Raw genomic sequence first — 6,589 nt, 5'->3', positions numbered from 1 at the left:
GCGACGCCGGCAAGCCGCTCTCGGCCGTTTGACCCCGGTCGAGTTCGAGGCCATCATGAGCACGCCAGCCGCACTGGCGGCGTGACTACAACCTGTCACCTATCCGTGCAGCAGACCCGCACTGGCCACTCATCGTGTTCATGCCCCTGGCTGTGCCCGCCCTGCCGCGGGAACTCCAGATGGTGCTCGCCGTAGTGCTTTCCTTGGTTCTCGCCACGGTGACGTACCGCCTCGTCGAGAATCCGATCAGATTCTCCACCACCCTCGCTCACTCCATGCGGAGATCGATCATCACCGTCACTGCGTTGTTCACGGTGCCCGTCCTCGCGGCGGGAGCACTCGCTGCGGCATATCAAGATGTCACGCAGCGCAACCAGGCGATTCTCGAAGCGCGAGACGAAGTGCCAGCGAGCGACGGGGCGATACCTGAGGTCACGACCCCTGGCAACGAGGCGGCCGTACCGACGATCGTCTTGGTAGGGGATTCCCATGCCGCGCACTGGCGGACGGTATTCGAAGCTGCGGCAGAGTCGATCGGAGCTGAACTCCACGTTCTTGCGCTCAACTCGTGCACACCGATCTCGGTGACGACCGTGGATCTCAAGGGGAAGGTCAAGGAAACGTGTGTCGACTTTCGACAGCAGACGCTTGAGTATCTGGATGAGCTGAAACCCACGACCATCGTTCTCTCCCAAGCAGAGGGCTATCTCGGCCGCATTCGGGGTGATGACCTCGCCACTCTCGAGGAGACCCAGCAGCTGTCGCTTTGGGAGACGCGATACCAGGAGTGGCTAGAGCTGAGTCAGGAGCTCGCCCCCTCGATCGGAGTCGTCATCGACAATCCTCGAATTCCGTACGAGCCCAATGAGTGCCTCATCGAAGCGTCGTCCCCAGAACAGTGCGACGCCCCGCGCGCCGCCGCACTCGACATGACCGCGCAACTCCAAGCAGCCTCGGCACTTGCCCGGGCTGGAACCCCAGTCGTCGATGAGACGTTCTCCGTTATCGACGAGCTCTGCACCGGCGACCTCTGCAGAGTCACCGTCGATGGTGTTCCCGTGTACCGCGACTTCAACCATCTGTCCGAGCGGTGGACGTTGACTCAGGTGCCGCGCATCGCCCGGTTCCTGGAGGACCTCGTCGCGGCAGGCGAGACTCAACGAAGCCAGGTCAACCTGAGTCAGTAGGTAGACGCCGTCGCACCTGAGGCCGCCGGGATCGACTAAGCGCACCTCGCTAGACTCTTCCGTCGTGAGGCTTCTCGTCACCGGCGGCGCCGGGTTCATCGGCTCCAACTTCGTGCACCACGTGATCGCGCACACCGATCACCACGTGACGGTGCTCGACAAGCTCACCTACGCCGGCAATCGCGCCTCCCTCGCCGGATTGCCCGACGATCGGCTCAGCTTCGTGCACGGCGACATCGCGGATGCGCCCCTCGTCGACCGGCTCACCGCTGAGGCGCACGCGGTCGTGCACTACGCCGCCGAGAGCCACAACGACAACTCGCTCGACGACCCGCGACCGTTCGTCGACACGAACATCATCGGCACCTACACGCTGCTCGAAGCCGCCCGGCGCCACGGCACCCGGTTCCACCACATCTCCACCGACGAGGTTTACGGCGACCTCGAGCTCGACGACCCCGCGCGCTTCACCGAGACGACCCCGTACAACCCCTCAAGCCCCTACTCGTCGACCAAAGCCGGCAGCGACCTGCTCGTGCGCGCCTGGGTGCGCTCCTTCGGCGTGCAGGCCACGATCTCCAACTGCTCCAACAACTACGGCCCCTACCAGCACGTCGAGAAGTTCATCCCCCGCCAGATCACCAACGTGCTGCGCGGGCAGCGCCCCAAGCTCTACGGGGCGGGGCTCAACGTGCGCGACTGGATCCACGCCGACGACCACTCCGCCGCCGTGCTCACCATTCTCGAGAAGGGCCGCATCGGCGAGACCTACCTCATCGGCGCCGACGGCGAGAAGAGCAACCGGGAGGTCGTCGAGCTCATCCTCACGACCCTCGGGCAACCCGCCGACGCCTACGACCACGTCAGCGACCGCGCGGGGCACGACCTGCGCTACGCGATCGATTCGAGCAAGCTGCGCACCGATCTCGGCTGGAAGCCCCAGTTCGGCGACTTCGAGGCCGGGCTCGCCGCGACCATCCAGTGGTACCGCGACAACGAGCCGTGGTGGGCGCCGCAGAAGGACGCGACCGAGGCCCAGTACCGCGCCAAAGGCCAGTAGGGCTCCTCCAGAATCCTCGCTGCGCGAAACAATTCTACGGTTTTCTCTATCCCCCTAGATGGGTTCTGTCTAGTACACTAGTTTTCACGCATGAAGCGTCGCGCAGTCCTCGTAAAGATTCGAACAGCAGCACGTGCCGCACATCTGGAGTACCGAGAAGTGGAACTCACGAACCACACCGGAATCATTGTGGGAACGACTCGCTCGACGCTGGGGCGACACCGAGAGATCGATGACGTGACCGCGAGACGATTCTTCGACCAGTTCTCGAACGAGTTAGGGAAGGGGTGGTGGAGATGACGAACTATGCAGTCGACGCCGAGCACACCGGCAAGTGGTGGGTGCTGCAGTGTCGCGAGTTTCCCGGTGCGATCACCCAAGTGCGACGCCTCGACCAGGCAGACCAGATCGTCGAAGCGATCTCCTTCGTGAGCGGTGACTCGCCCGACACCATCACCGTCACCGTGCAGCCTCGCCTGCCGGACGAATTAGGGGCCCTGATCAGCACGGCGCAAGCCCAACGTCAACGTGCGCGAGAGTTGGAGGCGAGCGCGGCACGCGACTTGACGCGCGGCGCTCGAGAACTTGTCGCGCACGGGCTCTCTCAACGAGACGCCGCGGTCATCTTGGGGGTGTCTCATCAGCGGGTTCACCAACTCGTGACTGCTGACGCACTGAGCACGGGCTGAGCCTTGCTGGTGCACCGCTAGCGTTGACTCCGTGACCCGCTACCTCATCACCGGCGCCCACGGCAGCCTCGGTCGCGACCTTCAGGCCACCGTCGCCGTCGCACCCGGCACGCGCAGCGTCACCGCCCTCGGGCGTGCCGAGCTCGACATCACCGACCCGGCGGCGTGCCGCGCCGTCGTCGCCGACCACGACGTCGTGCTCAACGCCGCCGCCTACACCGCCGTCGACGCCGCCGAAGACGACGAGGAGGCCGCCCACCTCGTCAACGCGATCGGTGCCGAGAACCTGGCCGCAGCATCCCGCACCGCCGGCGCCGTGCTCGTGCAGTACTCCACCGACTACGTCTTCGACGGCCGCCAGACCGAACCGTACGCCGAAGACACCCCGCACAGCCCCGTGAGCGCCTACGGCCGCACCAAGGCCGAGGGCGAGCGCCGGGCCCGCGCCGCGCACCCCGACGGCACGATCGTGCTGCGCACCGCCTGGCTCTATGGCGAGCACGGGCCCAGCTTCGTGCGCACCATGATGCGCCTCTACCGCGAGCGGGGCACCCTGGCCGTCGTCGACGACCAGCACGGTCAGCCGACGTGGACCCGCGACCTCGCCGACCAGACCATCAGGATGCTCGACTCGGGCCTGCGCAGCGCCACGCTGCACGGCACCAACTCGGGCGCCACTAGCTGGCACGGCTTCGCGCAGGCTATCGTCGAGAACCTCGGCGGCGACCCCGCCGACGTCACCCCCGTCACGAGCGCCGACTACCCACGGCGCGCACCCCGCCCCGCCAACTCGGTGCTGTCTCACGACGGGTGGCAGCAGCACGGCCTGACCCCGATGAGAGCCTGGCGCCCCGCGCTGGACAGCGCCATGACGACAGCAGGATGGATGACATGAGCACCACCGCCCGGCCCGACCCGAAACCGCCGCGCAGCCTCCGCCCCCGACGTACCCTCGCCACCCGACTCGCGCGGCGCGACGAGCCGTGGTTCGTCACCCCCGAGGCCGCCCGCAACACCCCCCTCATGCGCCTGCTCGCCGTGGCCCTGCTGCCCGACGAGGATCGCGCCCTCGCCGGAGTCGAGCGCGCCGAACGGGCCCTGCAGTCCTGGCGGGCCGAGCACGGCGACCGCGCCCTCGACGACGACGAACTGCGCGAGCTGCTGCAGCAGTGCGTCACCGACGCTCTCGCCCCCGTCGCCGGCACACCCCTGACCTCCGGCATCTCCTCCGGCTTCGACTCGCGGCCGCTCATCCAGACGATGTGGGATCTCGGGCACGAACCCACGCTGTACTGCTGCGGTCAGCCCGGCAACATCGACTGGGACGTCGTGCAGTGGCTGCGCGAGCGCATGGGCCTCGACGTGCACATGCTCGACACCACCACGATGCCGTTCAGTCTCGAACAGTACGAGCTCAAGCGTGCCACCTCGCTCGACCTGCCGCTCGGCGCCGTCGGCCTCGCCAACGACCTCGTCGACCAGCTCGTGCCCCGCCGCATCAACGTGCACGGCTTCCTCAACGACACCCTCACGGGCGACAACCGGGAGAAGGCGAAGAGCGCCGTCGGCGACGACCGGGCCGCGTTCATCGGGCGCAACGACCAGTTTCTGCTGCAGCAGCTCATGGAACCGAGCTTCATCGACCGGCTCGCGCCGAGCGCCGCCGTCTCCCCCGACCGCGAGCTAGACCTCTACCGCCAGTACGACATCGCCTACCGGCAGTACTCGCGCATCCGGCCCTTCGACAATGAGCACCAGACCCACGTCTTCCCCTTCGAGGACGAGCGGTGGATGGGCTACTGGCTGGGTCGCCCCCTCGAGGAGCGCGCCGCGCAGACGCGTTGGATGGCGTTCGTGCGCGGCATGGGGTCTGAGCTGCTCGCCGATCTGGAGGGCATCGAGGAGGAGGGCAAGCGGCTGCGGTGGGCCCGCAAGTGGCGCTTCTACGGCCACAAAGACACCCCCGGCCTCATCGACCTCGACGCGCTCGACGTGACCCCGCAGCACGAGCCCGCCTTCCCCTTTGACCCCTACGCGTGCGCGCGCAACAACCCGACCTTTCGCGCCGTGGTCGAGACGAGCCTCGCCCGCGTGCGGGGGCGCCGAGTCTTTCGGGAGAGCTTCCTCTCCGCCGTCGAGACGCGCTTCTGGGCGGGCGATGTGACCGCCTCCAAAATGCTCAATGGTGTCGTCACCGCCGATATCGCGCTCGCAAGCGGCAGAATCGACGAGTGACCTCTTCAGAGCCCGGCACCGAGCCTGCAACGGAATCCGCTGCGGATCCCGCCACGGGGCAGCCCCTCGAGCACGACCCCTACCCGTCGTTGAGCGCCGAGGCGAGGGAGGTGCTCGCGGATGAGCGCGAGCGAGCCCGCGTCGAGGTGCACGAGCTCATCGACCTGCTCGAGGCCGAGCGTGCTCGCGTGGCAGACCTGAAGAAGAAGTGGCAGCTGGCGCAATCCGGCGCCTGGCAGCTGCGGCAGCTGCGCGGCCGCGCCCTGCGCCCACTGCGCCGACTCGTGCGCGGCCGACCCTCGGCGGCCTCGTGACCGTCGGTCTGCGCTACCTGCCCGACTACTCGGCGTCGAACCCTTACCAGTCGATGCTGTACAGCCGAGCATCCGACTTCGATGTCGACGTGAGCGCGATCACGCTCGACGATCTCGACGCACTCGACCCGGCCACTGGCGCCAGCATCGTGCACCTGCACTGGACGAACCCGATCGTGCAACGATTCGCCGACCCGTCGCGCGCACGCGACTCGATGCGCCGCACTCTCGACGCGCTGCGCCGCTACCGCGAGCGCGGCGGCCGCCTCGTCTGGACCGTGCACAACGTGCTGCCCCACGATCACAGCAACCACGTGCTCGAACTCGAACTCTGCCAGCACCTCGCCCGCGAGGCCGACGTCGTGCACGTGCTCAGCCCGAGCACCCTGCGGGCCGTCGAGCCCTACTACCCGCTGCTCGACGCCACCGTGATCACGGAAGGCCACGCGAGCTTCCTCGGCCACTACCCCGACACCGTCACGCAGGAGCAGGCGCGCACCCACCTGCGCCTCGAGCCCGACGACGAGGTCATCGTCTCCGTCGGCGGCGTGCGCCCCTACCGCGGGCTCGAACGACTCGCCGACGCCGTCACGCAGCTGCAGCGCACCCGCCCACGGGCGCGTCTCGCGGTCGCCGGCCGACCCGGGCGCGGCACCGACGTGGCCGCCCTCGAGCGCGCGCTGGACGCCGTGCCCCGCACCGTGCGCCGCCTCGACTTCGTGCCCGACGACGAATTGCAGAATTGGATGCGCGCCGCCGATGTCGCCGCCATGCCCTACGAGCGCATCCTCAACTCGAGCTCCCTCCCGCTCGCCCAGACCTTCGGCCTGCCCGTCGTCGCCCCCGACCTCGGCGTGTTCCACGACCACCGGGGTGCGCCCTACCTGCACCTCTACCCGGCACGGTCGACCGAGGGGCTCGTCGCCGCGCTCGACGCGGCCCTGCGCGCCGAGGACCGCGCCGTGCGCGCGGCGGCCGCACGGCAGGCCGCCGAGGAGTACCCGCCCGAGGCGATGTCGCGCGGCTTCTTCCAGCAGTTGCTGGGGGCGCTCAGTTAAGTACGGCAAATGTCGTCATAAAGACCTATAATGACGGAATAGACCG

The 6,589-nt window shown here is 67.9% G+C and carries 7 protein-coding genes; all 7 read left to right on the top strand.

Going from position 1 to position 6,589, the window contains the following annotated elements; translation table 11 throughout:
* The first annotated feature begins 152 nt into the window (after nt 1-152).
* The 7 genes from FK219_RS05335 (at nt 153) to FK219_RS05305 (ending at nt 6,543) form a co-directional block, all read left to right on the top strand.
* On the top strand, nt 153-1,187 hold the full coding sequence (locus FK219_RS05335) for an SGNH hydrolase domain-containing protein (protein WP_152582350.1): 1,035 nt from the start codon (nt 153-155) through the stop codon (nt 1,185-1,187).
* A gap of 64 nt (nt 1,188-1,251) precedes the next feature.
* A complete protein-coding gene (gene rfbB, locus FK219_RS05330; protein WP_328821611.1) occupies nt 1,252-2,247 on the top strand; it encodes a dTDP-glucose 4,6-dehydratase in 996 nt (331 codons plus the stop codon).
* Between the two features lie 296 nt (nt 2,248-2,543).
* The gene (locus FK219_RS05325; RefSeq protein ID WP_152582347.1) at nt 2,544-2,936 is read left to right on the top strand and encodes a hypothetical protein; all 393 of its coding nucleotides are present in this window, start codon (nt 2,544-2,546) and stop codon (nt 2,934-2,936) included.
* 31 nt (nt 2,937-2,967) lie between these two features.
* Nucleotides 2,968-3,831, top strand: a complete 864-nt coding sequence (gene rfbD, locus FK219_RS05320; RefSeq protein ID WP_152582346.1) for a dTDP-4-dehydrorhamnose reductase — start codon at nt 2,968-2,970, stop codon at nt 3,829-3,831.
* Nucleotides 3,828-5,171, top strand: a complete 1,344-nt coding sequence (locus tag FK219_RS05315) for a hypothetical protein (protein ID WP_152582345.1) — start codon at nt 3,828-3,830, stop codon at nt 5,169-5,171. Before rfbD ends, FK219_RS05315 begins: the two co-directional genes overlap by 4 nt.
* Nucleotides 5,168-5,485, top strand: coding sequence for a hypothetical protein (locus FK219_RS05310; RefSeq protein WP_152582344.1), 318 nt, complete (start codon nt 5,168-5,170; stop codon nt 5,483-5,485). The genes FK219_RS05315 and FK219_RS05310 overlap by 4 nt, the downstream gene beginning before the upstream one ends.
* Nucleotides 5,482-6,543, top strand: coding sequence for a glycosyltransferase family 4 protein (locus FK219_RS05305; RefSeq protein ID WP_152582343.1), 1,062 nt, complete (start codon nt 5,482-5,484; stop codon nt 6,541-6,543). Before FK219_RS05310 ends, FK219_RS05305 begins: the two co-directional genes overlap by 4 nt.
* Nucleotides 6,544-6,589 lie beyond the last annotated feature (46 nt).

It is taken from the genome of Microcella pacifica, assembly GCF_009371975.2.
GTDB lineage: Bacteria > Actinomycetota > Actinomycetes > Actinomycetales > Microbacteriaceae > Microcella > Microcella pacifica.
Note: the sequence above shows the minus strand (reverse complement) of the source record. Positions and strands in the feature narration are given on the sequence as shown.